19 protein-coding genes are annotated in these 25,999 nt (G+C 48.5%); 13 read left to right on the top strand and 6 right to left on the bottom strand.

Annotation, left to right across the window (positions count from 1 at the left end):
- Positions 1-2 precede the first annotated feature (2 nt).
- The 3 genes from DWX84_RS11485 to DWX84_RS11475 are packed head-to-tail and all read right to left on the bottom strand — an operon-like array spanning position 3 to position 3,478.
- Positions 3-1,238 carry a sodium ion-translocating decarboxylase subunit beta gene (locus DWX84_RS11485; RefSeq protein WP_048927881.1) on the bottom strand — a complete coding sequence of 412 codons (1,236 nt, stop codon included), beginning with the start codon at positions 1,236-1,238 and terminating at the stop codon, positions 3-5.
- On the bottom strand, positions 1,238-3,163 hold the full coding sequence (locus DWX84_RS11480) for a biotin/lipoyl-containing protein (protein ID WP_048927882.1): 1,926 nt from the start codon (positions 3,161-3,163) through the stop codon (positions 1,238-1,240). The genes DWX84_RS11485 and DWX84_RS11480 overlap by 1 nt, the downstream gene beginning before the upstream one ends.
- 18 nt (positions 3,164-3,181) lie before the next feature.
- The gene (locus DWX84_RS11475; protein ID WP_008773957.1) at positions 3,182-3,478 is read right to left on the bottom strand and encodes an OadG family protein; all 297 of its coding nucleotides are present in this window, start codon (positions 3,476-3,478) and stop codon (positions 3,182-3,184) included.
- A gap of 333 nt (positions 3,479-3,811) precedes the next feature.
- On the opposite strand from DWX84_RS11475, the gene DWX84_RS11470 reads away from it, so the two are divergent.
- Positions 3,812-4,777, top strand: a complete 966-nt coding sequence (locus DWX84_RS11470) for a tetratricopeptide repeat protein (protein ID WP_048927883.1) — start codon at positions 3,812-3,814, stop codon at positions 4,775-4,777.
- Positions 4,778-4,798: 21 nt separating this feature from the next.
- Here the strand turns inward: DWX84_RS11470 and DWX84_RS11465 are convergent, their stop codons facing one another.
- Positions 4,799-5,719: an Rpn family recombination-promoting nuclease/putative transposase gene (locus DWX84_RS11465; RefSeq protein ID WP_048927884.1), complete on the bottom strand. Its 921-nt coding sequence runs from the start codon at positions 5,717-5,719 to the stop codon at positions 4,799-4,801.
- Between the two features lie 526 nt (positions 5,720-6,245).
- Here DWX84_RS11465 and DWX84_RS11460 point away from each other — a divergent pair.
- The 8 genes from DWX84_RS11460 to DWX84_RS11425 all read left to right on the top strand — a co-directional run bounded on the left by DWX84_RS11460 (position 6,246) and on the right by DWX84_RS11425 (position 15,896).
- Positions 6,246-7,349, top strand: coding sequence for a hypothetical protein (locus DWX84_RS11460; RefSeq protein WP_048927885.1), 1,104 nt, complete (start codon positions 6,246-6,248; stop codon positions 7,347-7,349).
- Positions 7,350-7,381: 32 nt separating this feature from the next.
- The gene (locus DWX84_RS11455; RefSeq protein WP_005861021.1) at positions 7,382-9,436 is read left to right on the top strand and encodes a fimbrial protein; all 2,055 of its coding nucleotides are present in this window, start codon (positions 7,382-7,384) and stop codon (positions 9,434-9,436) included.
- A 33-nt stretch (positions 9,437-9,469) separates the two neighbouring features.
- Positions 9,470-11,368, top strand: a complete 1,899-nt coding sequence (locus tag DWX84_RS11450) for a hypothetical protein (RefSeq protein ID WP_048927886.1) — start codon at positions 9,470-9,472, stop codon at positions 11,366-11,368.
- A gap of 349 nt (positions 11,369-11,717) precedes the next feature.
- The gene (rpmH, locus tag DWX84_RS11445) at positions 11,718-11,870 is read left to right on the top strand and encodes a 50S ribosomal protein L34 (protein ID WP_005633099.1); all 153 of its coding nucleotides are present in this window, start codon (positions 11,718-11,720) and stop codon (positions 11,868-11,870) included.
- 150 nt (positions 11,871-12,020) lie between these two features.
- On the top strand, positions 12,021-12,647 hold the full coding sequence (locus DWX84_RS11440; RefSeq protein WP_005861027.1) for a PASTA domain-containing protein: 627 nt from the start codon (positions 12,021-12,023) through the stop codon (positions 12,645-12,647).
- Positions 12,648-12,651: 4 nt separating this feature from the next.
- The gene (locus DWX84_RS11435; RefSeq protein ID WP_048927887.1) at positions 12,652-13,731 is read left to right on the top strand and encodes an RluA family pseudouridine synthase; all 1,080 of its coding nucleotides are present in this window, start codon (positions 12,652-12,654) and stop codon (positions 13,729-13,731) included.
- Positions 13,732-13,733: 2 nt separating this feature from the next.
- Positions 13,734-14,726, top strand: a complete 993-nt coding sequence (locus DWX84_RS11430; protein WP_022191919.1) for a D-alanine--D-alanine ligase — start codon at positions 13,734-13,736, stop codon at positions 14,724-14,726.
- A 6-nt stretch (positions 14,727-14,732) separates the two neighbouring features.
- On the top strand, positions 14,733-15,896 hold the full coding sequence (locus DWX84_RS11425) for a 1-acyl-sn-glycerol-3-phosphate acyltransferase (protein WP_009018407.1): 1,164 nt from the start codon (positions 14,733-14,735) through the stop codon (positions 15,894-15,896).
- Between the two features lie 105 nt (positions 15,897-16,001).
- Here the strand turns inward: DWX84_RS11425 and DWX84_RS11420 are convergent, their stop codons facing one another.
- Positions 16,002-17,390 carry a hypothetical protein gene (locus tag DWX84_RS11420; RefSeq protein WP_227154209.1) on the bottom strand — a complete coding sequence of 463 codons (1,389 nt, stop codon included), beginning with the start codon at positions 17,388-17,390 and terminating at the stop codon, positions 16,002-16,004.
- A 587-nt stretch (positions 17,391-17,977) separates the two neighbouring features.
- Between DWX84_RS11420 and DWX84_RS11415 the strand changes: the two genes are divergently transcribed.
- Together DWX84_RS11415 and DWX84_RS11410 are read left to right on the top strand one after the other, a co-directional pair.
- Positions 17,978-18,451 (top strand): helix-turn-helix transcriptional regulator, encoded by a 474-nt coding sequence (locus tag DWX84_RS11415; RefSeq protein ID WP_121960968.1) that lies wholly within the window; start codon positions 17,978-17,980, stop codon positions 18,449-18,451.
- Between the two features lie 67 nt (positions 18,452-18,518).
- The gene (locus DWX84_RS11410; RefSeq protein ID WP_121960967.1) at positions 18,519-20,669 is read left to right on the top strand and encodes an MAC/perforin domain-containing protein; all 2,151 of its coding nucleotides are present in this window, start codon (positions 18,519-18,521) and stop codon (positions 20,667-20,669) included.
- On the opposite strand, the gene DWX84_RS11405 is transcribed toward DWX84_RS11410, so the two are convergent.
- Entirely contained in the window at positions 20,666-20,875 is a 210-nt protein-coding gene (locus DWX84_RS11405; RefSeq protein ID WP_048927890.1) for a hypothetical protein, read from the bottom strand. The genes DWX84_RS11410 and DWX84_RS11405 overlap by 4 nt on opposite strands.
- A gap of 106 nt (positions 20,876-20,981) precedes the next feature.
- Between DWX84_RS11405 and DWX84_RS11400 the strand changes: the two genes are divergently transcribed.
- Complete coding sequence (locus DWX84_RS11400) at positions 20,982-21,794, top strand: DUF6261 family protein (RefSeq protein ID WP_048927891.1); 813 nt, start codon at positions 20,982-20,984, stop codon at positions 21,792-21,794.
- A 37-nt stretch (positions 21,795-21,831) separates the two neighbouring features.
- The gene (locus tag DWX84_RS11395) at positions 21,832-25,998 is read left to right on the top strand and encodes a hypothetical protein (protein ID WP_121960966.1); all 4,167 of its coding nucleotides are present in this window, start codon (positions 21,832-21,834) and stop codon (positions 25,996-25,998) included.
- Position 25,999: the final 1 nt, after the last annotated feature.

Raw genomic sequence — 25,999 nt, 5'->3', positions numbered from 1 at the left:
ATTTATCCCAAGAAGGAAATCAATACGCCGGCAGCTACCGCCGAGCCGATCACTCCCGAGATATTACTAGCCATGCAATATTGCAAGACATGGTTCTTCGGATCATATTGCAACGCGATCTCATTCGCCACACGAGAGGCCATGGGTACAGCACTTAAACCCGTGGCTCCGATAAGCGGATTGATTTTCTTCTTAGTGAACAAATTGAAAATCTTAACGAAGAAGATACCTCCGGCGATAGACAAGGCGAATGCCAAGAAACCGCCGATTACGATGCCGATCGTTGTCAGGTTCAAAAACGCCTCTGATGTCATGGTAGCTCCGACAGATAATCCAAGGAAGATCGTTGCAGCGTTCATGATGCTGTTGGAAGCCGCATCGAACAGGCGGAACGTATTGGTTCCGATCTCTTTTACAAGATTACCGAACATCAACATACCGATCAAAGGAACGGAGCTGGGAACAAACAAGGCGACTACGGTAGTTACCACGATCGGGAATATGATCTTCAATACACGCAAGTTCTTGATCTCCGTGTCGGAAGGAAATTTCTTCTCTTGCTCTTTCATGTTGATCCGTAACTCATCCTTCGTACACAATAGTTTAACTACCAAAGGAATGATAACTGGAACTAAAGCCATGTAAGAATAAGCCGCGATAGCGATCGGGCCTAATAAATGAGGCGCCAACTTAATGGTCGTGAAGATAGCCGTCGGGCCATCGGCACCTCCGATGATTCCAAGAGATCCGGCTTCTTTCGGTGTGAATCCCATTAAGATCGCTACCAAAAGTACCGTGAAGATTCCCAATTGAGCCGCGGCACCGAAAATGGATAGGCGAAGGTTGCGGAGCATCGGGCCGAAGTCGGTCAACGCACCGACACCCATGAAGATAATCGGCGGCAAGAAGCCCGTCTTGATCAACATATAATAGATGAAGTTCATCAAGCCAAGTTCGTGGGCGATATCATGCAACGGCATTTCCCAGATGTTTCTCATCACGCCGTGTACATTAATCAACCCATTCTCATCCGCTTGAATCACTCCCATATCGCCTCCGGGGAAATTGGCGAGCAATACGCCGAACGCGATAGGCACGAGCAATAGCGGCTCGTATTGTTTCTTGATACCGAGGTAGAGCAATACGAACGCTATGGCATACATGATCAAGAACTGCGGTTCAGCAATGATATTGCTGAACGCAGTCATCTCATATAAGTTTTGAAATATCTCGTTCATTATTGAATCGTCATTAATACATCATCCTCAGATACGGCATCACCGGAAGACAGGCAGATCGCCGTGATCGTTCCACCGAACTCGGCACGTACGGCATTGTATGTTTTCATGGCCTCCACGTAGCAAAGGACATCACCTTCTTTCACTACGTCGCCCACCTTCACCGGTGTATCGGAAGCGTTCTTTACAAGGAAGAATTTACCTTCCAGCGGAGAAAGCACCTCTTTTCCAGCGCCTGCGGGAGCATTTGTTGTCTCCGGGGCTGTCGGGGCGGGAGCCGCTGTCGGTTTAACTTCCGGAGTCGCGCTGTTGGTATCACCAAAAGCGACGGTCACACGGTAAGCTTGCCCGTTTACATCTACGGTCATGACTTGCGGAGTAGTCGGCATCGTTAATGCAGCGGCAGGTGCCGGAGCCGATGCGGCCGGAGTGGCGGGTACCGTCGGTTTACCGGCGTTCGCTTTCTCTGCCTTACGTTTTGCCACGTCTGCCTTAAACTCGACCTTGGCCTTTCCGGAGCGATATGCCTCGTATTGAGCGGGGTGCATGGCGTATTCGAAGAGTTCTTCCTCATCCTCGCCAACTTCCCATTGCTTCTCGTTCATCAACTTTCGATACTTATCCAATGCGTCCGGATAATTGTCTTGAGGATTGCCCTCGAAGAACTGGCGGCCTTCGGCCTTCGCCTTCTCGACGATCTCGGGAGCCAACGGGCCCGGAAGACGTCCGGCCTTTCCGAGGATCATATCCCAAATATCGTCGGCGATCATGCTCCAGCGGGCTTTCCCCTTCTCCATCTGCATGACGTTCATCAAAGCTAGGTTCTTCACGTATTGGCTGAATGGAGTTACCAATGGAGGATAACCGACACGTGGCCATACGTAAGCTACCTCGTCGAACAACTTGATCAACAACTGGTCTTGAGACATCAGCGGTTTGTTGTTCTTTATATTGCTCTTGTTGATCGTCTCTAGGTTCTTCTCAAGGTCTGCCATCAAGCTACCCATCATACCGCCCGGAAGTCCCGGTCCGATTAGCAAGGAATTCATCAACCGGTTCTTCGGGCTGATATACAATCCCAAGAAATCATCCATGAATTCTTGAACCAAGGCACGAACCTTCATATAAGCCTCCATATTGATCTCGGGCACCTTATAACCGGCGTCCTTCAACATCGCCTGTACGGTCAGCAAGTCCGCATGTCCTGTACCCCAAGAAAGCGGCTCCATACCTACGTCGATATAGTCGCAACCCGCGTTACAAACCTCCATGATGGAAGCTACGTTAAAGCCGGGACCGGCATGGCTATGATATTGGATCGGGATCTCCGGATATTTTTCCTTGATATTGGCTACGATACGGCCTAATGTGTACGGACGTCCGATACCGGCCATATCCTTGATACAAATCTCATCCGCTCCGAGCTCGATCAACTCGAATGCCATCTTGGTATAATACTCAACCGTATGTACCGGAGAATGCGTGATACACAAGGAGCATTGTGAGATCATACCGGCCTCTTTCGCGTATTTAATAGATGGGGCGATATTCCGTACGTCGTTCAAACCGCAGAACGTGCGGGCGATATCCGTTCCTTGTGCTTTCTTTACCTTATAAAATAGCTGACGTACATCGTCAGGTACCGGGCTCATGCGAAGGCCGTTCAACGCACGGTCCAACATATGCGTCTGGATACCTGCCGCATGGAAAGGTTTTGTCCATTCACGGACCGCTTTATTAGGATTCTCGCCGAATAATAAGTTGACTTGTTCAAATCCTCCGCCATTCGTTTCCACCCGGGCGAAACAGCCCATCTCGATAATTGCCGGAGCGACTCTGGTTAGTTGGTCTACGGTCGGGACATACTTTCCGGCAGATTGCCACATGTCTCTGAAGACCAAACTGAATTTGATTTCTCTTTTCATGATATTAATATGTATTATTTATACTTTCTCAATTTTGATAACTTTCCCCTGTCCACGGGTAACGGCGCTGATTGCCGATACGATGGCGGCTGTCTCCTGTCCGGAAAGACTGCCGATTGCGGTGGTTTGCGTTGGAGTGGCCGTTTGTACCCGAACGGCTGCCGCTACTGGTTTCTTCGCTATGATCTCTTCCGGTGCGTATTTATTCACCAAGACGATAAGTCCTTTTCCCAGATTGATAACGATCAAAAGGATAGCAAATACGGTGGTCATTCCAACTACCATTAACAAAAGTCCTGTCTCTATATTCTCCATATTCTATATTTGTGGCTAGCTTAAAAGGTTTCTACAAAGGATTGAGCAACTTTCAGCCAAATTAAAAACAATCGCAAAATTATAAAATACTGGAAAACGATCTGTTACATTTTAATTAAAAAAATGAAAATAAATAAGCGAAACGGCCTTTTCGGTGAATGATTGTCAGCTTGAAAAAACATGTACGTGTTTTCCAAAAAACATGTACGACTTTTTCCAAAAACACGTACGTGTTTTTTCCGGCGCTTGTACGGCTGAAAATTCAAATATATTACCGTAACTTTGCGGTGGAATTCTAATAATGTAGAACTATAATAATTAAGGAATAAGACCATGGGAAATTTCTTTACATCTTTATTCTCTTCTTCCAAACCGGCCGAGGCGACGGAGGATAAGGCGAAGAACGAGCAGAAGAACTTTGATATCTTGAAATACGACGGCGTACGTGCCCAGAAGATGGGAAAACTTGCTTATGCGATCAAATGCTTTACGGAGGCACTGAATATACAGGAGGATTTTGAGACGATGAGCTATCTCGTTTCCGCTTATACGATGGCGAACGATCTAGGGAAAGCCGAGGACGTGTTGAACCGGATGGTTGAGATGGAGCCGGATCATATCGCTACCCGCTTGACTCGCGTTAACTTATTGTTTATGTTGGATAAGGACGCGGAGGTCATAACCGATTGTTTGCACGTGATCGAGCTAGAGCCTTCTAATCATGTCGCTTATTTCATGATGGCAAAAGCGAAGAAAGCGACGAATGACGTATTTGGCGCTATCGCCGACCTGACGAGATCGATCTCCTTGAAGGAGGATTTCGCCGATTCTTATTTATTGCGTGCGGAGATTCTTTTAGGACTGGGACAAGCTAAAGAGGCGCTGCCCGATGTGGAGAAAGCGATCGAGATCGTGCCGGAGGAGGAAAGTTCTTATTTATTGAGAGGACGTATTCATATGGCTTTAGGGGATATCGAGGCCGCGAATTCTGGTTTCCAGCAGGTCCTAGATCTAAATCCGTTTAATGAGGACGCTTGTATCTTATCTGGTCAGTTACTGATCGAGCAAAAGAAATATGACGAGGCGATCGCTTTCTTCGACGAGGCGATCGAGACGAATCCGTCTTTTGCCAAGGCTTATAGTGAGCGTGGGCGAGCCAAGAATCTGAAAGGTGATAAGACCGGTGCGTTCGAGGACTTGAAGAAATCTTTGGAACTGAATCCAGAAGGCGAAGAGGCCCAGAAGATGAACGGACAACATTCGAATTTCGATAATATGTATAAAGGGGGAATCTTTTGATTCCCCCTTTTTAAGTCTGCGCTAACAGTCCGCTATCTCTTCGGGAGAGAGTCCTGTGCAATTCGCTATGATCTCGATGGGAAGCCCTTGCTTTTTCAAGTTGGCGGCAATTTGACGTTTCTCTAGGTTCTGTCCTTCTGCGATACCTTCTGCTCTACCTTCCGCTTTACCCTCTGCGATACCTTCCGCTCGTCCATCCGCATGCCCTTCTATCCATCCGGTCTCGATGACGCTCTTTTGATATCGAAGGGCTTCCATGTGGGCGTAGTATTGGCCCTTCTCGGAAGGGCTGAGTTTATCGATCCGTAACTTCTCCCGTGCTTCCGGCAATCCTTTGGCGGTGGCATGTTCATCTATTTCTCCTGTTTTTAGGAAATAGATCCATTCGTCGAGGGGTGTTTTCGCCAGTTCGTCAAACTCGTTGACACGTAATACGTAATATTCAGGAAAAATATCGCCAGCTTCTTGTTTGACGAATTGTTCCCGTTGGCGGGTGGATAGTTTCAATATATCGTCAAAATGAATACCTTTGAATTGGGTCTTCCCGTGATATACGTAATCTTTTCCCTGCCCAAGATCGAAATAGATAATGTTTACGGAGTAGATTTTCTTGATAGTACCGTATTTCTCTCCCTCATGAATATACTCGGTGACTGCCTTGGATGTGCCATATAGCATACGGTGAAAATAATCTAGCTCCCGGTTGTTTTGTACCTCGATGATTACCAGCTCGCCTTTACTGTTTTCTGCCAATACGTCTATGCGGTTGAACTTGTCCTCGCTATCCTCTTTGTTACCTTCGCTTTCTAGGATGCGGACAATAATCACGTTTTCCCCGAGAAGGGTGGATAAAAGACCTTCGAGGACTACAAAATTGGACTTTTGGCGAAGTAAACGTTTGATCGCCCAATCGAAACGTACTAACGATGATTTATTTTTCATAGTTATCTTGTTTATTTGTTTATACTTCCACAAAGATAATGAATTAAACGATTATCTTTGTTCCTATTCATAAAAAAGCAACCATGACCTATAATGTTTCTCTGGCAGCATGGGTATCTCTATCGAAATGATAGGATTCTCTATCGTTTATTTCAACAAACCTTAAATTGCTAGTTTTACCCCTTAAAGTTGAAAGTTCCGCCTATTCCATTCATTAATGTATCCATTTAATTTTGTCAGTGTAAAAAGCCTAACTTACAAATTTCCGGTATCTAGTACAGATAGGACTAATACCTTTCCTTCCATTCCAAATACTTGTCAGATTGCATATTCTATCCAATTTTATTATTTTGGTAGACATTATTTTCAGATCAGCTCAATTTGCCATTCAATAATGGAGAGGGTTGATCTTTCCTTATTTAGCCTATTTTCCTACGTAACTCACCGCCCTTAGTCCTATCTGAACTCAATCCATCTTAATGTCTTTTATCAAGAATAAGGAAGTCGAACGAATAAATATAAGAATATGGAAATAAAGACGATAATCTCAAGTATCTGCTTGTTACTGCTGGCGGTCTCGTGCTCAATGGATGATGATGCGCTGAGGGATATAGAGAAAGGACATTCGGGGAGTGCTGTGATAGAGGAGGGAGAGGTTGCCCTTTCTATGAAAGTTTCTCTTTTTTCTTTGGAGACAAAATCCTTGTCTGGTGTAGGGACATTGCCTGCTTCCATGGACGAGGCAAAGATTAATAATTGTACATTGATTTTTTTTGAGGGTGGGCAAGTCAATTCGATAATGGAAGGGCTGTTTGTAAATAGCGAGAATTATATCGTTAAAAAGAAAAACGGCACGGAAGATGACTGGGCAAAAGTAATCGTGAAAGTGAAAAAGCCTAGCCCTTACTCCGTAATGTTAATCGCTAATAGCTCTAAATCGTTTGCGGGTTGTCAATCGGAAAGTGATATAAACGATATAATACAGGATAATAAGGATGCTTTAGTTAAAGTAGGGAAAATGAATATCAATTTTGATTCCAACTTTGCCGGTTATGCGACAATTAGGGAAGCATTGGAAAAACCTTTAGAAGTTGGTCCAGTCCCTCTTTCTCAGCTAACCGCTCGTATAGAACTTGCGGAATTTAATGTTTCTGGTTTTCAAGGAGCATCTGTTCAAGAGAAGATTACTGTTACAGGAGTGGATCTGTTGAACTTGAATCCTGAGAGTTATACGACAAATGAGCAAACTCATAAAAATGCGACTTATAACTCAGAGAGTAAGACGTGTAATGTGGAGGTATATAATGGAGCATCAGAGTTTCCGTCAACTTATTCTTTTGTGGAGAATAAAAATGTATTGTCTTTTTACTCGTTCCGGAATCTGGCGGCGGCAGAAAGTGATCAAGTGAAAATGCAAGTCCGGTTTAAGGTCGGAAATAGCGAGGAAAGAACGACAAGGCAGTTTGTGATCAATAAGGAGGGGAATATTTTGCATGGTGTGAAATCCGGATATGTTTATCGCTTGGTTGTCAATATGACTATTATTGGAGATAAGGTCGAGACAGAACTACTTTGCTATACAAGAGATTGGTTGAATAATACCATATCCATTCCTATGGAAGATAATTAAGGTGTAAACGGGTAAAATAAAAATACAAGATTATGAAAATAAGGAATATATTATCAGTGCTGTTTGTCGGACTGCTTTTCACGAGCTGTAACTCGGAAGAAGAAGTCCAGCGAGGAAATGAGGACGGGCGGGATATCTCATTCTCTATGACTCTTACTTTGGGAGAAGTGACAGCGATGACGAAAGCTGGAGGGGATATCGCTGAAGGGTATACATATTCGACAGAGGATGAGGTAAAAGTGAATAATGTTGTGGTCGCTATATTTAATGAGGCGAATGGAACTGTGGGTGAGTGCTTGGAGTACAAGTCTGTAGCGTTTGACGGGGGAATTCCCAATTCTACCGTAACGATTGATGGAAAAACATTGATTGCTTATAAAATTGATAATATACAAGCAAAGACAGGTAAGGTTCGTATCGTAGCGATTGCGAATTCAACGCATTATGAGGACTTGGCTAGATTGGGAACGACTACTTATGAGAACCTGAAAGGTTTGTCGGAAACCGTTTCAGGTGGAACTTTTGATGCTTCAAATTTGGTAAAGGTCGGGGAGTTGGCTGCGTATGACCTAAATACGGCTGTGACAAGTATATCTGTTCCGATGACACAATTAGCGGCACGCATCGATATGAAGTTTACGGTAGATGAAGAGCCGGAGACTGTGTCTACAACAGATGATACAAAAGTAACCAACCAGTGGTTCTATACTGTAACTGAACTTACGGTCAAGAATATCAATCAGAAATCAGATTTAATATTGCTTGGTCGAGATAATCAATATGATGATGCTTTCTCTACGGCAAAGGATATTACATTGCAAAATGGCGTTGCGTTACCTTTTTATACCTATGAGAAGTTGAACACGACGTTAACCCCATTGTCTATATATGTAACGGGTGATTTACAAAAGATACAGGTCACGACTACCTTTAATGAGGATATGACTATTCAAAATGTAACGAAGGGAAGTATTATAGAGGAAGAGAAAGATCATTCTTATAAATATGAGGATTTTAATCCTACGACAGCGCTTGAAGGATGTACGACAAATGGTATCATACATGGTAATAGATATGAGCTTACAGGTAAAATATCCATGAAGACACAACGAATCAACTTTACGGTATCTACAACTCCGTGGGAAGGCGTGGAAAAGTTTGTCGTGGATGTGGTTATTGCGGATTTGAAGTATTTGTTCGTGAGGGAGACTAAGGTGGTGATGGCGAATATCACTGAGTATAAGATAGAGTTTGTCTCAAGTTCAGATGTAACAGTAGAGATGCCTACTAATGCTACTTATGAAGAATATTATTTGGTAAAAGGAAAGATCACGAAGAGAACAGGTACATATTATCCTAATAGCTATTATAGTAAATGGACAGACGAAAATAGGCACAAAAAAGATCAATATCCAGAAATTGTAGCAGTAGGGAAACAAGGCTATATAACTATTAAAAGCTCTTTACCCGTGAATTATTTTCCGAAAGAGTTTGTTTTTGGGATTTATAATAATGACGGATTGAAAGTGCCTGAAATTATAGTAGATCAATATCCCGCACAATATTTAGAGGGGAAAGTCTCTGAAACAGCTGGTCCAGCAGATGTTCCTGACGGAGATAGAAACCCTAATATTTTTACAATAACTGTCAAAGCTGCAGGGAATCTGATAATTGGAGATCCTAGTACTATAAAAAATGGAGTCCGGGTGACTAAAGACGACGCTTTCTCTGCGGAATTAGTATCTCCAAAATTTGTAGTAGCCTCAAGATTTGGTGCTGTAGGTACAGGTACTTATACATATTCCAAAGCGGTAGAACGTTGTAAAAAATATTGGGAGAGGTTAGAGGATGGTACCTATTATGAGGCTGGCACATGGAGGGTTCCTACTTTAGCTGAGTTAGAGTTTATGAATACAGTACAAGACGCTTCTCCTGCGGTAAACTATTTGTTTAATACAAACGGTACTTATTGGTGTGCAATGCCGTATTGGTATTATGACTTTGGGGCAAATAAACGTAATCAGTTTACTAATAATGCCTCTAGTCAAAAAGCTGACGGTATTCGTTGTGTAAGAGATTTATATTAAAGATGTTTATTAATGATTTAAATAGAGATTTTTATGATAAAGAAATTATATAGCCTGTTTTCCATTTTTCTGTTGCTCGCTTCATGTGCGACAGAGGAAATAGAACAAATAGAAATTCAACCGACAGATGGATCAATGGTCTCTCTTTCGTTCTCTGTAGATGCTCCGAATGCTCTTGAGATTACGAAAGCGACCGGGGATGTGGAGAAAGGTGTTGAGTCCTTATATCTATATACATTTAATGAGGATGGAGAGTTTATCTCTCCAGTTGTAGAAGCTGTTGTTTCAGGCAATGGATATACGGCTTCTATCTCAAAAGAGACCCGTACCATCCATTTTGTCGCCAATGATGGAACGTTAACCCCTTCCCTAGAAAGCGGAATGGCCTCGTTAGTGACAGATAAGCAAATCTTTTGGGGAAAGAGAACTTTTAGTGATATTCCTGCGAAAAATATAAGCAATAGTCTGGAAGCTGCTGGTAACAACAATGTTGAACTACTACGAAACTGGGCTAAAATAACGCTGAATCTCTCTTCGGAGGCAGCTGTGAAATTAAAAAATGTTTCTTATCTTATTTATAATGAATCGCAGTTGGCATCTATTGGGTATAAAGATGAGGGAAAGTTGAATATTCCAAATCAAGATTTTTATGCGCCCCACAATGAGCCAGATGCTAGTAAATATGCGAAGCCGGGTGAATCTGTGTATACTTTTGAACATTATAATCAAGATAAGAAAGCGACTTTTGTTATTATTAAGGCGCAATTTGATGGTAGCGAGACCTATACATATTATAAGATTGATCTTGCCGTAAAGGATGAGAATGATAAGGTAACTCGTGTTTATGATGTCGTTCGTAATTATGCCTTTAATATAACGGTCAAGAGCGTTTCCAGAAAAGGAGCTACGTGGGCTGAGGTTATAGATGAAAATGTGATAGCGGATAATAATATCACGGCCTCGGCTATTATGGAAAAGTATCCGAATATAACTTATGATGGCGAGGCCTTGAATGTTACAAAGACGACATTCGTTTTTACGGGGTCTTCTAACACATTGTCGATGACTGCGACATATGCGGGAACGGGGCAATTGAGCGTGGTTCCAGATGAGGGTATGTCGGATGTCGTAGAAGGTAACTTAAGTTATCCTTCTAGTATTCCTTCCGGCAATCAGACGATAACGATTACAGCTGATATAAAGTCGGCTCCCGGCTCCGGCGAGAAAATAGCGTATTTCTACGTGGTAGGAGGTAATTTGCAGCGTAAGATTAAATTGGTCTTACGTCCCCCTTATAACTTTGTCAATCCGAGATTTGAAAATGTAAAAGCTGGTGCCGGAACAAATGTGATTAATGGAGGCCTGAAACAAGATGTTTATCTGAAATTCTCGATACCGGAAGATATTGATGAATCATTATTCCCTATTGAGTATAAGATATATACTAAAAAACTATATGCGGTAGAACCCGGTGTTCGTTTGGAAACAACAGGAGCGAAGGATTGGTGTTATGTATATACGGATCAAGTCTTTAGCAAAGATGAGAAGGTTATCCATTTTAAGACGAATACGGCTAATGAAGGAGAAGGTATGGGGGATAATGACAAAGTGTTTTTAAAGGCAGATCTGTTTAATGCGTTTAGTGCTTTAACTTATTCACGAAAAGCTCCAACAACCATATCTCCTACTATTGCTGGAAATGTTACAGGGGGAAGCAGTTCTTGGAATGGATATACTGTTCGCTATAAAATAAATAATATAGGTTCGGAGAATTCTTTTAAATGTGGAAGTGGGGGGGCTTACTCTATTGCGTTGAAGAATGTTTTGTCTACAGATGTTGTTTATTTTTATTATTCAGGAAATAGCTATTGGTCTTGTCAGAAGTCCGTAAGCCACTTGATAGAGGATGGTAATATAGTGATGAGTAGATAATTAAGTACAATCAGGGTTCCCATCCATCATGTGAATGACGGATGCGGGGAGCGTGCAGCACACAATGGATTGAATTTGTTTTACACGTAGGCTGCACCTCCTCCCCGGCCCTTTACCTCAATATTGCATTCGTGCTTTATCGATGCCATTCATTCCGTAAGGAGATGGGCGGCATCGCTTTCTTCATTTGCCGATGACGTTAACTTACTTGCCCCATGCAGTTAACTTGCTTTGGTCTGATATCAAAGGTTCTTGCGTAAAAAATTGCGCAACCCTTTGTTTATTAAAAAAAAGGCTCTATCTTTGCAGCCCGAATAAGTATGCGAATAATAATAAATAATATAGAAAGATGAAAAGAACATTCCAACCTTCCAACAGAAAAAGAAAGAACAAGCATGGCTTCCGTTCAAGAATGGCTACCGCTAATGGCCGTAGAGTATTAGCTTCTCGTCGTGCTAAAGGCAGAGCTAAATTAACGGTATCTGACGAATACAACGGATAATTAGTCACGTTCTAAAGATTTATAAAGAAAGTAGAGGTTTTTTCCTAAAAAGCCTTTACTTTCTTTGTTTTTGTAGTATTGCTCTGGTGGATATTGGTCTATATGCCGTTTTTTTTCTACTTTTGAACCGCCTACAAATACATACGTGAAATGAGTAACTTTTTTGTAAAACTGATAAAGAATCCGTTTGTCATCAATCTCTTGTTGGTGATAGTCGTGTCGTGCGGCGTTGTTTATGGCGTGCTGGCGTGGCTGGATTCTTATACCCGCCATAATCAAGCGGTGGTCGTTCCGGACGTGAAAGGAATGAAGCTAGAGGACGCCGCCGAGTTTTTCGGGAATAATAAGCTACGCTATAACGTGATCGATTCCGTATTCTCGAAAGATGTGGCTCCGGGCTCCATCGTGGAGTTGGTTCCCGGTGTCGGATCGAAGGTGAAAGAGGGGCGGATCGTCTTTGTTACGATTAACGCGTTGACCTCCCAGATGGCCGTGATACCGGAGGTGGAAGACTTATCTTTCCGTCAGGCGTATGCCTTGCTGCGGGCCCGTGGCTTCTCGTCGGTCGAGATAGAGTATGTGCCGGGCGATTATAAAGATTTGGCGATGGGGGTGGAGTTAAACGGGCGTACCTTGCTCAAAGGGGAACATGTACCGCTGACCGCTCATCTGGTATTGAAAGTAAGCAGTGGCGATCCGAATATGCTTCCCGACTCATTGGCTTTGGATAGTATTCCGGTAGAACCATTGGATAGTGATATAGAAAACTGGTTTTAAGGGAATGGACGAGTTTTTGGACGATATGGATGATGAACAGGTAGACGACCTGTTGATGCCGGAAGAAGACGAAACATCGTCGAGCCAGATGTATGAGCATTTCCGCTTCGTAGCGGACAAGGGGCAATCCCTGCTCCGGGTGGATAAGTTCTTGGTAGACCGTATGATGGGCGCTACCCGTAACCGCATCCAATTGGCGGCTGAGGTGGGTTGTATCTTGGTGAACGATAAGCCGGTGAAAAGTAATTACCGGGTGAAACCTTTGGATGTGGTTTCTATCGTGATGGATCGCCCACGCCGGGAACTGGAGATTATCCCCGAAGATATCCCTTTGAATATAGTATATGAGGACGATGATTTGCTGGTGGTGAATAAGCCGGCAGGCTTGGTCGTACATCCCGGTCACGGTAATTATACCGGTACGTTGGTGAATGCCTTGGCTTATTATTTGAAGGATGATCCCTATTATGATCCTTCCGATCCTCGTTTAGGCTTGGTACACCGTATCGATAAGGATACATCGGGCTTATTGGTGGTGGCTAAACGCCCGGAGGCCAAGAGTAACCTAAGCCTGCAGTTCTTCAACAAGACAACCAAACGTAAATACCGTGCCTTGGTATGGGGCATCGTTCAAGAGGATGAGGGGCGTATCGAGGGAAATATCGGCCGTGACCCTCGTGACCGTATGCAAATGACCGTCTTCCCGGAAGGCGATCAAGGCAAGACTGCCGTCACCCATTACACCGTATTGGAACGCTTGGGCTACGTGAGCTTGGTGGAGTGCCGTCTGGAGACGGGGCGCACGCACCAGATCCGTGTACATATGAAATATATCGGTCATACGCTTTTCAACGATGAGCGGTATGGCGGACATGATATCTTGAAAGGAACAACTTTTACTAAATATAAACAGTTCGTGCAAAACTGTTTCGCTATTTGTCCACGTCAGGCCTTGCATGCTAAGACGTTGGGGTTCGTTCATCCTACTACGGGAGAGGAGATGTTTTTCGATTCCGAGATTCCTTCCGATATGCAGCAGCTGATCGACAGATGGCGTGTATACGCGAACACTAAAGAATTATAAAAATGAAAAAGAACATCGCTATCGTAGCAGGGGGAGATTCCTCCGAGATCGTTATTTCATTAAAAAGTGCGGACGGAATCTACTCTTTTATTGATAAAGACAAATATAATTTATATATTGCCATCGTTAAGAGGGATGAGTGGGCGGTTATACTTCCTAGCGGGGAACATACACCAATTGATAAGAATGATTTTAGCTTCAAGGAGAATGGCGTGACGAGGCATTTTGACTTCGCTTATATAACGATACACGGTACTCCGGGCGAGGACGGACGTTTACAAGGATATTTCGATATGATCGGTATGCCTTACTCGTCTTGCGGGATGCTGGTGAGCGCTTTGACATTCAATAAATACGTATGCAATCATTACTTGAAAGACTTTGGTGTAAAAATTGCCGCATCCATTCATTTATTCAAGGGAGAGACTATTACGGACGAAGAAGTCGTGACTCGTTTGGGTTTGCCTATTTTCGTGAAACCAAACGATGGGGGTAGTAGTTTTGGCGTGACGAAGGTGAAAGAGGTCTCTGCTATCCAGCCCGCTATCGCTAAGGCGTTTGGGGAAGGACGTGAGGTGATTCTCGAGAGCTTTATCGATGGAACGGAAGTGACATGCGGTTGCTATAAGGTGGAGGGTAAAGAGGTTGTCTTTCCTTTGACCGAGGTGGTTACGGATAACGAATTCTTCGATTTCGACGCAAAGTATAACGGGCAGGTGGACGAGATCACTCCGGCCCGTATCTCCGCCGAGTTGACGGAGTTGATACAGCGCAAGACATCAAGGATCTACGATATATTGGGCGCCAAAGGACTGATTCGTGTGGATTATATTATTCCGGCAGACGGGGAGCCTGTCTTACTGGAAATAAACACGACACCGGGAATGACGGCTACCAGCTTTATCCCACAGCAAGTACGTGCGGCGGGATTGGATATAAAGGATGTCATGACAGACATTATTGAAGACGAACTCAAAAACAGAAAAACAAAATGAATAGATATGGATACAGAAACAGTTTCCCCTAATTTCGACGACATCCGTCCGCTGAACAACAGTGAGGTGAAGGACGCGATTGAAAAATTGGTCGCCAATGAGGATTTCGAGCGGGCTTTACGTTACATAAAGCCGAATTTGAATTGGGAGGAATTCTCAGTTGCCATGCGTGCTTGCAAGACGAAGGAGGAGTTTAAATCTACTCTGGCCTATGACGCTGTAATGACGGTGGCGAAAAATACTACTTTCTCGCTTACTATCTCAGGGCGTAGCCGTCTGCCGAAAGATAAGGCGGCCTGTACGTTTATCTCGAACCATAGGGATATCGTATTGGATGCCTCCTTCTTGAATGTCATGTTATATGATGTGGGGTATGGTATGACGCAGGTCGCTATCGGCGACAATCTTTTAATCCGTCCGTGGATCGAGACATTGGTACGCTTGAACAATAGTTTTATTGTGAAGCGTGGTGTTTCTGTTCGTCAGATGTTGGAGGTCAGCAAGACGCTTTCCGCCTATATCCATCATGCGATCAAGAATGTGAACGAGTCTGTATGGATCGCCCAGCGTGAGGGACGTGCTAAGGATTCGGACGATCGTACGCAGGGTAGCGTATTGAAGATGTTGAGTATCGGCGGCGATAAGGATAATCTGTTGTTGAATTTGATGGACTTGAATATCGTACCGGTCGCTATCTCCTACGAGTTTGATCCTTGCGATTTCTTGAAGGCGAAAGAATTCCAGATGAAGCGGGATGATCCGGATTACGTGAAATGTCAGCGGGATGATTTGTTGAGCATGGAAACGGGTATCCTGAATAATAAGGGTCGTGTCCACTTCACGATCACTTCCCCGATCAATGATTCCTTGGCTAAACTGGACAAGGATATGGAGAAGAATGAGCTGGTAAGCGCTATCGCGTCCGTTATCGACCGGGAGATCTATAAGAACTATCGTTTCTATCCGTGCAATTACGTGGCGTATGACTTACTGAACGGCACTCGTCGTTTCCAAGAACATTATGGTCCGAAGGATAAGAAGCAATTCGAGGAATACTTGCAAGGACAATTGGATAAGATCGTCCTTCCGAACAAGGATGAGGCGTTCTTACGTAAGAAGATCTTAGAGATGTACTCCAATCCGCTGAAAAATTATCTGACAACTTTATAAGCGGCCTTTATCGGCTATGCGTAGCGGTTCGTACTTGATCCGCCCTTGATCCCCTCTTTCCGGCAAGCATGCCACCTTCGGGTGGCAGCCGCCGGAAAGGAGGGATTATCTTTTTTGCAGGAATTCGTCCAAGGATTCCTCTTTCTGCAATCCAAGTTTCTTGCGGATACGGCTGCGTCCGGAGTTGACGCTGGGACGGGAGATGCCCAAGGCCAACGAGATCTCGTCCGTGCTCTGCTTCAGGTAGATCAGCATGCAGAGCAGTTCGTCGGATTTGGTCAGTTCCGGGAAGTCCTTACGCAAGCCGGGCAGGAAGCGAGGGTACAGGGCAGCGAAGGATTGGCGGAACCGCAACTCGTCCTCGCCGCTCAGCAAGGAGGGGTTGAGCTTCTGGCGTACGCTGTCGATCACCTCGTTATGGGCGGCTTGCTCCAGCTCGGCGCTCAGTCGCTCATTGCGGCGGTTCAGTTCTTGTTGGGTAGCGAGGAGATTATCCAGTCGTTGACGCTGGATCTCCCGCTCACGTTGGTGAAGCCGGCGACGTTGGAGTGCGTAGACAATGATCCCGGTCAGCAGGCAAATGGCTAGGATCAGGATGACGCGCGTATAAACGAGCGAACGTTCCTTCAAGGCCACTTCGGCGGATAAGGCCCGATTCTCCTGCTCCTTCCGTCCGGTCTCGTAGCGTACGTTGGCACCAATGGCGTACCGCTGTTTCTCCGCCAGTTGCAACGAGTCGTGTATCTCCTTGTATTCCGGGTAGATCTCGGCCATCTTGTCTCCCTTCTTTTGTTGGGCGTAAAGGTTGAGCAAATGCCGTCCGGTCCAATCCATCATATCGTTCGCCTCGTATTTCTTGTAGAGAGCGTAGGCCTCTTCCATCAGGGGGAAGCCTTTTTCCGGCTTTCCGTCGCGTACGAGGCAGGCCCCCAGCATGAATTTGAAAAGATCTTGATACCCCGCGGAGATCGCTTCTTCCTCTTCTATCAATTCCTTGTACCCTTCGAGGGCGGCAGGGATAGAGTCGGGCACATATTCGTAGTAATAATTGTAAAGTATGTTTTTGGCGGCGAGGACATAGGCGTTCTCTTTCAGCTCCTCCCCTCTCTTTAAGGCCTGCCGTGCGTAATATAAGGTAGAGTCGTGCTGTTCCAGCTCCCAGAATATCCCGGCTTTCATCCGGTAGAGGTCGCTGATGGTAAAACTATCCAACTGGAGGGAGTAGTCGATGGAGCGTGAGATGGCCTCCATAGCCTTGTCGTACAATCCGAGGTCGCTATAGGTGGAGGAGAGGTCGGCGAAGGTGTAGACGAAACCCCGGTTGAGCTTCTCGGGGTGGGCTACGCACCAGTCCATGGCTTCCTGTATGACTTCCACCTCTTTTTCCCGCATTCCCTTGCGGCGGTAATAATGGCCGAGGGTAGAGAGCAGGTCGGCCGGATCGTCGGCGGCATCGGGGTGGAGGCGATAGACGGCGAGGGCCCTTTCTTGCACACGGATCGCATCCGAAGGGTCGCGGCGGAATTTATAGAGCGTGTTGGCTACCGCTTGGGCGATACGGATCTCTAGCCACGGGTCGTCGGAAGGGGGAAGAGCGGCGAGGCTGTCGGCGAGGCGCAAGGCCTCCTCCCGGTTGTCGCGGTCGTTGAGCTGCCGGAGTATCTCCTTGGTATCGGGCGGAAGCTGCCGGGAGAGGGAGCCGTCCGCGGGAGGCGTGTCGTGCCGGCAAGCGAGGGTGGCTAGCGAGAGGAGGGTGGCTAGCAGGAAATGCGTGATGTCTCTCATCTGCGTAGGATTTTATGGTTTATCGCGAATATACGCCGTTTTTCATGGAAAATAGCGTGTCCCGGGGTATAAATCGATTGAATCATCTATTGGTTTTTTATCCGTCCGAAGGCCCGGCGGCGTACCTTTGACTTGTCCGTACCACCGGTGCCCCGAGCGGCGTGTCAATTAAATTGATGATCGCATTTCGTGCGGATAAGGGCGTTGTTGAGGACTTGTTGAGCGGATTGCTCAAAAAAGAATTCGTCGTATAAGGATAGGAATGGTTTCCTTTGAGAAACAAAAACGAAGTAGTAATGGAAGGGTCATACTTACGGATTTTGATGATGTGCGGGCTGCTGGCGCTCCTCCTCTGCGGGGGCTGCTGGGTGTTCGCATGGAAGCATCTGCGCCGGCGGATCGACGAGCGGTTCGACGTACTGTCGGAACACTTGGAGCGTCACGCCGCCGAGTGCCCGATACGGAAGGAGCACCTGCTGGCCTCGTGCCTTCCCGCCGATCCGGAGCGAAAAGGGAACGGATCGTTCCACCGATCGTTCCGGGCATCGTATCCGGGTTTCCTGCCGACGCTTAGGGAGCGGGTGCCGGGGATCACGCCGGCGGAGGAAACGCTTTGCATGCTGATCAAGATGAACCTGAGCAACCGGGAGATCGCCGACAAGATGTCTATCTCCATCGGAAGCTTGCACACCACCCGCTACCGGCTGAAACAGAAGATGCCGCCGGAGGCCGCCAAGGGCATGGACGAATGGGTACGGGCGATCGAATAGGGTCATGGGGAGGCGAACTCCCTACATTATAATATAGAGTATACACCTTTATCTAAGAAGAATCAGTATGAGAAGAGAATCTTTATTTTTCGGTATTTTGACGCTGGTGGTGTCGGCCTTCCTCACGGGATGTTCCGACGACGACACGGAAGTGTACGTCCCCCAGCGTGTGGCGGAGTTCAACCTCTCCGACGAGTCGGACGGCAACCGGCTGTTCATCATCCATCCGTGGGAGGGCGAGATCGCCATCCCGGTGCACAATGATCGTATCCGCGACTTCGAGTTCAGCGGCAAGTATTTCGATTGGGAGATGAGGCAGGGGGCCGAGAGCCGCTTCCTCGTGCTCAACCTCAAGAAGGAGGTGGAGCGTAAGCCTTTCCTCGAGAAGATCGCCCTGCGGGGGATCGCCAGCAAGTCGGGGGAGGCGGCGACGGACACGCTCTTCCTCGTGTCGCAACCCAAGCTGGAAAGCTCAGCTTCGGATAACGCCCCGAGCTATATGCACAACGTGGGCAAGACGGTGAACACGGCGGGCGATATCTTCGCCGCCCCTAGCGAGCCTTTCCTAGATTTCGACCTGATGTACGGCACGGAGGCTTTCGTGAAGACCCCCCACGCCGAGTCGTGGGGACGGGAACGCTCCGGCGTGGACTACGAGGAGATGGTGGACAACATGTGGCAGGAGCTCGGCATCTCGGTGAGCAGCCTCGGCTTCACGAACCAAGGCGCTCCTACGCCTACGAGGTCGAAACTCTTCTCCGGCTCCTTCGACCAGCGGTTCCAGCATAACCAGACCTCGTCCAACCGCTTCGAGTATCACGTGGACGTGCATGTCAAGCCGATGGTGGAGCTGCATATGGCCACCGCCATCTATACCTCCGCCAGCAATCCCGACGTCTTCCTGCCGTTCCTCACCACGACCGCCTCGCGCTTGCTGAACGAAACCAATAGCGACCTCTACAAGCGATACGGCAACACGCAGAAGGGCATCTACGATCTATACGACACCTACGGCACCCACGTGCTGGTGGGCGGTGTCTTCGGCGGGAGCTATACCTATATCTACAGCCGGAAGGAGAACCTCTATTACGACGAGACGGTGTTCGCCGCCGAGGCGGAGCTTTCCGCCAAGTCGTCGTCGCCGGCGGGAGAGAACGAGAACTGGCTCCAGACCTACTACCGCGTGATGGGTACCCACGGCGGCAAGATCGGCGCCGGGGGCGGCTATACGAAGTCGGAGCTGAACGAGCATATGTCCGAGGAGAGCATCATGATCATCACCGGCGGCAACGCCTCCGTGGACTTCGAGAGCTGGGACAAGTCCATCGCCGACGAGAACAGCAACCTCCACCTCGTAAGCTACGGCCCGAGGGGCGATACCACCCGTTGCTTCCTGGTCCCCCTGTATTACCTGACGAAGAACTACGCGCGGCAAGATGCGCTGAAGAAATATCTGGACTCCTACGTGGAGGCGCGTTCGAAGCTGGCCAAGAAACCGCAGCTGATCCTGGCCGACTTCATGATGCGTACCGGGAAGGACAATCACGGGGATCCCGCCGGACAACGTGTCTTCACCGGGCCGGACGGCAAGGAACGCATCTACAGTCCGTTGGTGCTGAATACCAAGGGACCGAACGACTCGCGGATCGGCAAGATGCTCGATACCTCGGCCCACGAGTACCTCGACGTGGGGGATAACGCCGACCAGCTCTGGTGGGTAGCCCTCGACTTCAAGGACGAGTGCCGCCCCATCTACCACATGCGCTTCATGAAGGAGGACGACGCCCGCAAGCACGGCTTCGAACCGTGGGGGCAGGATGCCGAATCGGGAATGATGTGGGACGCGATCGATAACCATTACGTTTGCTTGAAGTTCTCGCCCGACGACAGCCATAAGGAACCGGTCACCGGCGTGGGCATCGCCCGCAAGGGGAAGAGCGATGACCTATACTACGTGATCGCCACCTCGCCCGGTACCGACATGACGCTTCCTTACTCCATCGACGAGCAATTCCCGGCCTATTGGGGAAGCAAGGAGTATAAATTGAAGAGCGAGAACCCGCCGTACCGCTTCGGGGTGGACCAAGAGAACGACTTGAACGAGGGAGACAGTTGGTTCGGCCGCAACAAAGCCACCAACCATGAGCAATGGATCTTCCCGGTCTACACCACCAAGCCGTTGGACTGGCCGATCCGGTTTACGAAAGCGACGGACTAGCGAAATACCTCGGAAACGATCCCTACGACCGTAGCCATCCCTCTCGAGGCCTCCGGAACGATCCCCACGACCGTAACGGCACCTCCCGAAGCCTCTGGAGTGATCCCTATGGTCGTAGTGGCCTCTCCCGAGGCGTCCGGAGCGATCCTTACGACCATAGCGGTCCTTTCCGATGTCTCGGGAGAGATTTCGACACCCGTAGGCATTGTTTGATAGAAAAATATATGATTATCAAAGGGATTATCCTGCATTTGTAGGAAACCTTACGTCTGCGGACAAGAGGAAAGTATTAACGAAAAAACAACAAACAGTATGAGTTTAGCGAAACAAATCGGATCGGTATCGAAGACCGCGTTGACCAACGCCGGCCACATGAACATGAACAACGAGATCTACGCCCGTATCTTGGATACGACCGTGGCCGCCCTCCATCTGGAGGCCCTCGCCCCGGGTTACAAGGAATGCATCGACCGGGAGGCGGAGTGCGTGAACCGCGTCACCAAGAGCGCCTCCACCGCCCAGCTGGAGGCGAAAGACAAGGAGCGTGACAAGACCCTCCAGTTCATCTACTCCATGAACGGCTCCTATAAGGTATGCCCCGACGAGACCCTGCGTACCCCCGCCCTGCTGGTAGACAGCGTGCTGCGGGCCTACGACAAGATCTACGCCAAGGCCTACGCCGAGGAGACCGCCCTGATCGACGGCCTGCTGCTCGACCTCGCCAAGGCTGACGTATCGGAAGCCCTCAAGACCCTCCACCTCGACACCTACGTGGCCCAGTTGAAAACCTTGAACGATGCCTACAAGGCTCTCGACATCACCCGCACCGACGAGTACTCCGCCCGTGTGAAGACCGATACCACCAAGGCCCGCAAGGCGACCGACGAGACCCTCGACCTCATCATCCAGCGTGTCAACGCCTACGCCGTACTTGAGCCTACCGAGGCCATCAACGCCTTCATCGACACCGTGAACCAGATCTTCCGCAAGTATAAGAACCTCATCGCCGCCAAGGGAGGTCCCACCAGCCCCTCCAAGCCCGACGACAAGCCTTATCCCACGCCCGACCCTACGCCCGAACCCGAGAACCCCGGCGGCGATAGCGAGAGCCCGGACGAGATCTGAGCCTAGCAAATTGTCAAACACTTAAAATCGAATCCATATGAACGAATTTTATCTTTCTAGAAAGATATCCGCGCGGCTCTCCCTCCGGGCCGCCATGCGGATGTTCTGTATCCTGACGCTGGCCCTATGGGGGCCGGCAATGGCAGGAGCGCAAGCGCAGCCACAGCCGCTTGACGTGGCTAGTACTAGTATTACTGATAAACTAACCCTCACCTATAAACCGAAAACCGCCGGCTCGACCGATTACGCTTGGTTTTACAAGATCGGGACTAATGGCACCGACACCGAGTTCTCCGGTACGCTGACGGGCACGAACGCAAACTGGCAGCAGGGCGCGATCAATATCAAAAGCGAGAAAGCGATAGCCGACGCGAATAATCTTGACAGCTACCCGATCCTAAAATTGGATGGGCTAAACCTGACCTCCACTACTGCCGACGGCTCATTATTTTATCTGGAGGGCAGTAAACCGTTCTGTATCCAAGCGACAGGCAACTCTGCCAGTAACCTGAAAGCGAAAAAGGATGTGATTAATAACTACCAAGGATGCATCCTGCTTCTGGATGGTGGCACCGCCGGATTGAATATCGCCGCGGAAGGAACTGGATCATATGGAATATATCTGTACTCTACTAGTTCTGCTATAAATACCACCATCAAAGGCAAGATAACTGTCACGGCGGAAGCTGTTGCTGTGTTTCTAGACAATTGGGGTGCTTTCTCGGCTACCGAAGACGCGAAAGTAACGGTTTCTTCGGAAGATAAAGATGGAGACGCAATTTATGGAAGCTCTAGAGTGAAATCCCCCTTCCTCCAATGGCAGTTCGCCACCGCCCCAACGAGTGGCCAGACGCTCGAGGTGAAAGACGCCAGCGGCCAATCGTTCGATCCCGCTATCCAATTCACCACCGACGGTAAAAAGAAGGGTTTCGCCATCAACGTCACAAAGAACACCGGCTACACCCTTTGGCTGGGCAACGAACAACTGATGGATTCGAAAGGAACAACCGTCTTTACGGCAACGGAAGATAAATTAGTCTCCTTCTCAGGCATGACGACTCTCCCCGCCGACTGGCCCGAGTACGCCAAATTAGCCAATGTCGGCCCGACTGGCACCGATGTCGCCGTCTCCGGCACTACCTACACCGTCAAGACCGCCTGCGGCCTCGCGTGGATCGCTTGGGTGACGAATAACGGGAAGACAATCGCCGATGCCGATAAAACCTATACCGATTCCTATCCCGCCTCCGAGGGCTTCAAAGACTGTACGGTTACGCTTGCGGACGATATCTCGCTGGCGAAACCTGCCCAAGGCGTGGCGAGCGGCTTCGAGGCTAATTGGATACCGATAGGGACTTATAAAGGCTTCGATGCACGTTACTACTTTCAAGGCACCTTCGATGGTGGCGGCCATACGATTACCGGAATGACGATCTCCTCGGCCTCGTTTTACTATATCGGCCTTTTCGGTTATCTGTATGGAGCGACCGTGCGGAATCTGACGATGGCAGGATCTGACAATATTAATTTGACAACTATTGCTAATGCTCAAGACACCGCTTACTATCTTGGCTGCGTGGCAGGTTATGTAAAGAATGGAAAAATCATCAATTGCCATAATCAATGCAAGGTTAGTTTTTCTGTGACCGGCAATTCTGGGTCTCTCGGTGGAATTGCCGGTTACTCTGAAGGTTCGGTGATTAGCGCTTGTTCAAACAGGGGAGCTGTCACTATGACCGGAAAGATGGGTCGTGGTGGTGGAATCGTAGCGACTAATAATGGCTCTTCTATCGTTTCCTGCTTCAATACGGAGGATATCCGTGTTACTGCTACCGGTTCTGGTTCTAGCGATGCCGCGTATGCGGGCGGTATCGGAGCCTATAGTAGCGGTAATTGTAGCATATCGCACTGCTATTCGACAGGGTGGATAATCGCTAAATCTTCCGCTGCTAATGCTTATTCTGGCGGCATTGCCGGACTATCTGAGAAAACGACGATTGAATCTTGTTTTGCCACAGGCGCTGTTTCTGCAGGATCAAACAGCGACAGCCGGATAGCTGCCGCAGGTGGTATTGTGGGGCAAGCTTTTGCTGGAAACATTAATATAACGATAAAGAATTGCCTCGCCTTAACTACCGCCGGCGTGAAAGCCTTAGGAAATACGTCGGATAAACAGGCCGGTCGGATTGTCGGATCTGATCCACCTACTAATAAAGTTACCCTTCTCGACAACTACGCCAGTACCATGATCCAACTGACGATAGGAGATAATACGCTAGCCGTCCCTACCGATAACATAGGTAGCGATAAGGCAAACGGTGCCGACACTTACCTCGATGATGTCGCCGCCGAGATCGCCGCTTGGGCAGGCCCCGAAAATACACAAGCCTTCACCGCCATCGGTACCGCCGAGAACGGCCTGCTCCCGCAACTGAAAGCTATTGCCGGCTATGGCGCTGACGGTCTGCCTACAGCTTACGCGAGTACTATTATCCCCGGCCAGTCCGGCTTGTCGTCTGCCTCCTATCTGAGGTCCTTGTTGTCACTGCCCTTGTCTTCTAGCGATACGATGACCTTCATGCTCTTCTACTCCAACAACAAATGGAGTTATAAAAAGGGAGCCGGAACGGAGACCCGTTTCAACGGCAAAATATCGTCACCCCCAGGCCCTTCCGCCAACAAGCTCATCGTCGCCACCGCTACCGGCAACCCGACGCTGACGTTGAATTACGTAACGATACGCCCGACCGACGGTGCTGCCTTGACCGTCAACGAAGGTTGCGATCTGACAATTGCGCAGACCGGTTCGATCCTCGGCTCGTCCGGTGCCTCTACCTTGATCAATAAAGGCACCTTGAGGCTGTCGGGCAGCAGCTTCCGCATTGAAAACAGCAGCTCGTCCGATATGCATTACTGCCTCGATAACTCTGGCACCTTCAGCGTGCTTGATCCGGTAAATGGCTATACCACTTTCCATTGTGCCCACACCGCTATCCATAACACCGGTACCCTTACCAATGCTTGGATGGAATGTCTGTTCACGGATGAGGCGGGAGATGCTGGCGCTACGATAAGGTTTCTGCCTCGCTCATCCCAGCCCATCGAAGTAAAACGCTACAACAAGACCTTAGCCACTACCGTTACGGCGGGCGAGGAGTATAAGCTCTGGGAGATGAAAGCTAGTACGTTTATCCCGCAGAAAGGCCTCGATAGCGAAGGCACGGCAATCGATCGCTTCCCTGCTCCCGAGGCGGATGGTAGGGTAACGACCTTTACGGAGGTGAGTGATTGGAAAGAGGTCGAGATCTCCGGCAATCAGAATCTCTCCGAGGCCGGCCTGTCACAGAGTGTCATCGTTAAATCCGATGGCGTGCTTACCGTCGATAGCGAGAATGCGTCCGTCTTTGAGTTGACATTGGAGGAGGGTGCGCAGGTCGTGACAACGAATGCGCTGAAGGTGTCCAAGACTTTCAAAACCAACCGTTCGCTGAATAACAAATGGACGACCTTCGGTAGCCCTATCGAATTGACAGCCTCTGCGGAATATGGTAGTGGGCTAATCCTTTATGCCGCCACCGGCTACACCGCTAAGGAGGCCGTTGCCCAAGGTTGGGAAGAGGTCTCTGTCCTTTACGGGAAAAGGGTCGATCTCACCGCCGGTAGCCCCTATCTGTTGGCCGCCGACGCAGCCTTGACTCGGGTAACCTTTAGCCAAACAGCCTCCGACGCGCCGATCGAGATACCGGCTACGGCTACGGTCGCTTCCGGCGATGCCCTCGAGAACGGCGTGTTCCTCTTCCGGACGAACCCGAATCTCGCCAACCTTACGCTCCGTGGTATCTACGTGCTCAATGCCGAGGGTACCCGCTTCGACCTTCAGGAGGCGGATTATGTGCTGAAGCCTTTCGAGGCATACATCACCGCCAATGCCGTCACCCGCTCGCTGGTTCGTAGCGTGGGTGTGTGCGATGGCTCCGTGGTGACCGCCAACGAGATCGCTACCGCTACCGCCGCTGTCCGTATCTGGGCCGCCGACGGTGCGCTGCATGTCTATTCCGGGGAGGCCGCCGCGCTTACCGTGGTACGCTCCGACGGACGTACCGTCTACGCCGCCTCTATCGTCCCCGGCGATACCCGCTTGGCTTTGCCTTCCGGTATTTACATGGTTCGAATCAATAACATCACTTATAAAATAGCGCTTTGAT

Origin of the sequence: Parabacteroides sp. AF21-43 (assembly GCF_003635435.1) — a bacterium.
GTDB classification, from domain to species: domain Bacteria; phylum Bacteroidota; class Bacteroidia; order Bacteroidales; family Tannerellaceae; genus Parabacteroides; species Parabacteroides distasonis.
The sequence above is the reverse complement of the archived record's forward strand: the minus strand, read 5'-3'. Positions and strand labels throughout refer to the sequence as shown.

Coding starts and splice junctions, on each gene's coding strand:
- DWX84_RS11485 (WP_048927881.1), bottom strand. CDS start 1,238: ATGAACGAGATATTTCAAAACTTATATGAGATGACTGCGTTCAGCAAT.
- DWX84_RS11480 (WP_048927882.1), bottom strand. CDS start 3,163: ATGAAAAGAGAAATCAAATTCAGTTTGGTCTTCAGAGACATGTGGCAA.
- DWX84_RS11475 (WP_008773957.1), bottom strand. CDS start 3,478: ATGGAGAATATAGAGACAGGACTTTTGTTAATGGTAGTTGGAATGACC.
- DWX84_RS11470 (WP_048927883.1), top strand. CDS start 3,812: ATGGGAAATTTCTTTACATCTTTATTCTCTTCTTCCAAACCGGCCGAG.
- DWX84_RS11465 (WP_048927884.1), bottom strand. CDS start 5,719: ATGAAAAATAAATCATCGTTAGTACGTTTCGATTGGGCGATCAAACGT.
- DWX84_RS11460 (WP_048927885.1), top strand. CDS start 6,246: ATGGAAATAAAGACGATAATCTCAAGTATCTGCTTGTTACTGCTGGCG.
- DWX84_RS11455 (WP_005861021.1), top strand. CDS start 7,382: ATGAAAATAAGGAATATATTATCAGTGCTGTTTGTCGGACTGCTTTTC.
- DWX84_RS11450 (WP_048927886.1), top strand. CDS start 9,470: ATGATAAAGAAATTATATAGCCTGTTTTCCATTTTTCTGTTGCTCGCT.
- rpmH (WP_005633099.1), top strand. CDS start 11,718: ATGAAAAGAACATTCCAACCTTCCAACAGAAAAAGAAAGAACAAGCAT.
- DWX84_RS11440 (WP_005861027.1), top strand. CDS start 12,021: ATGAGTAACTTTTTTGTAAAACTGATAAAGAATCCGTTTGTCATCAAT.
- DWX84_RS11435 (WP_048927887.1), top strand. CDS start 12,652: ATGGACGAGTTTTTGGACGATATGGATGATGAACAGGTAGACGACCTG.
- DWX84_RS11430 (WP_022191919.1), top strand. CDS start 13,734: ATGAAAAAGAACATCGCTATCGTAGCAGGGGGAGATTCCTCCGAGATC.
- DWX84_RS11425 (WP_009018407.1), top strand. CDS start 14,733: ATGGATACAGAAACAGTTTCCCCTAATTTCGACGACATCCGTCCGCTG.
- DWX84_RS11415 (WP_121960968.1), top strand. CDS start 17,978: ATGGAAGGGTCATACTTACGGATTTTGATGATGTGCGGGCTGCTGGCG.
- DWX84_RS11410 (WP_121960967.1), top strand. CDS start 18,519: ATGAGAAGAGAATCTTTATTTTTCGGTATTTTGACGCTGGTGGTGTCG.
- DWX84_RS11405 (WP_048927890.1), bottom strand. CDS start 20,875: ATGCCTACGGGTGTCGAAATCTCTCCCGAGACATCGGAAAGGACCGCT.
- DWX84_RS11400 (WP_048927891.1), top strand. CDS start 20,982: ATGAGTTTAGCGAAACAAATCGGATCGGTATCGAAGACCGCGTTGACC.
- DWX84_RS11395 (WP_121960966.1), top strand. CDS start 21,832: ATGAACGAATTTTATCTTTCTAGAAAGATATCCGCGCGGCTCTCCCTC.